The sequence below is a fragment of the Burkholderia sp. E168m23 genome (assembly GCF_016586125.1).
Classification (GTDB): Bacteria; Pseudomonadota; Gammaproteobacteria; order Burkholderiales; family Burkholderiaceae; genus Burkholderia; species Burkholderia orbicola.
Genome location: NZ_BCPP01001538.1, coordinates 1 through 897, shown reverse-complemented (window position 1 = coordinate 897; position 897 = coordinate 1). Strand labels below are relative to the sequence as shown.

Here is an 897-nt window from a genome sequence, read left to right as displayed (position 1 = left end):
TCGATCGGCGTCGCCGATATCCCGCGTTTTCATCACCATGCTCGATCACCTCATCTGCGACTGCGACGGCGTGCTCGTCGACAGCGAAGTCATCGCCGACCGCGTGCTGCTCGACACGCTGTCCGCCACGTTCCCGAATCTCGATTTCGAAGCCGCCGCGAAGTCGGCATTCGGCCAGCAGACGTCGCGCTTCCTCACCGGCATCGAATCCCGCTTCGGCATCGAAATGCCTGCCAACTTCATCGAGACCATCGAGCACAACATCGAGATCGCGCTCGCGCAATCGCTCACGCCGATCAGCGGTGTGCGCGACGCGCTGCTGAAGGTCACGCTGCCGGCCGCCGTCGTGTCGAACAGCCGGCTCGTGCGCGTGCGCAATTCGCTGAAGCGCGCGTCGCTCACCGAGATCTTCGGCGAGCGGGTGTTCAGCTCCGAACAGGTCGCGCGGCCGAAGCCCTACCCCGACGTCTACCTGCATGCGGCACACACGCTCGGCGTCGAGCCGGCGCGCTGCGTCGTCGTCGAGGACAGCATTTCGGGGCTGAATGCCGCGCGGGCGGCCGGGATGAAGACGATCGCGTTCGTCGGCGCGAGCCACATCCCCGACAACTACGCGGACGCGCTGCGCGCGATGGGCATCACGCGGATCATGCGCAAGATGGACGAACTGCCGGCGCTCGTCGAAGCCGGCATGCGCGGCGAATTCGGCGACGTGCAGTCCTGATCGTCATTCGGGCCGGATCGATCGATCCGGCCGCGCCACGGGCGCGCGAACGCGCCCGCCTTTCCTTCGCTCAGGCCGGCTCGCAGCAGCGTTCGCGCGCGGCCGCCAATGCCTCGCGGAACTCGACGAGTTCCGCAATCGTCAGCATCGGCAGCCCGTGCCGTTGCGCGAAG

1 protein-coding gene and 1 pseudogene are annotated in these 897 nt (G+C 67.1%); one reads left to right on the top strand and one right to left on the bottom strand.

The genetic code is table 11. The features are described 5' to 3' along the window. The first annotated feature begins 37 nt into the window (after positions 1-37). Positions 38-724 (top strand): HAD family hydrolase, encoded by a 687-nt coding sequence (locus JMF90_RS38740; protein WP_012329191.1) that lies wholly within the window; start codon positions 38-40, stop codon positions 722-724. Between the two features lie 70 nt (positions 725-794). Here the strand turns inward: JMF90_RS38740 and JMF90_RS38735 are convergent. Next, a pseudogene (locus JMF90_RS38735) lies at positions 795-897 on the bottom strand (3,4-dihydroxy-2-butanone-4-phosphate synthase); the annotation flags it as partial.

Bases quoted from the DNA above. Each gene is read 5' to 3' on its own strand.
- JMF90_RS38740 (WP_012329191.1), top strand. From the start codon at position 38: ATGCTCGATCACCTCATCTGCGACTGCGACGGCGTGCTCGTCGACAGC.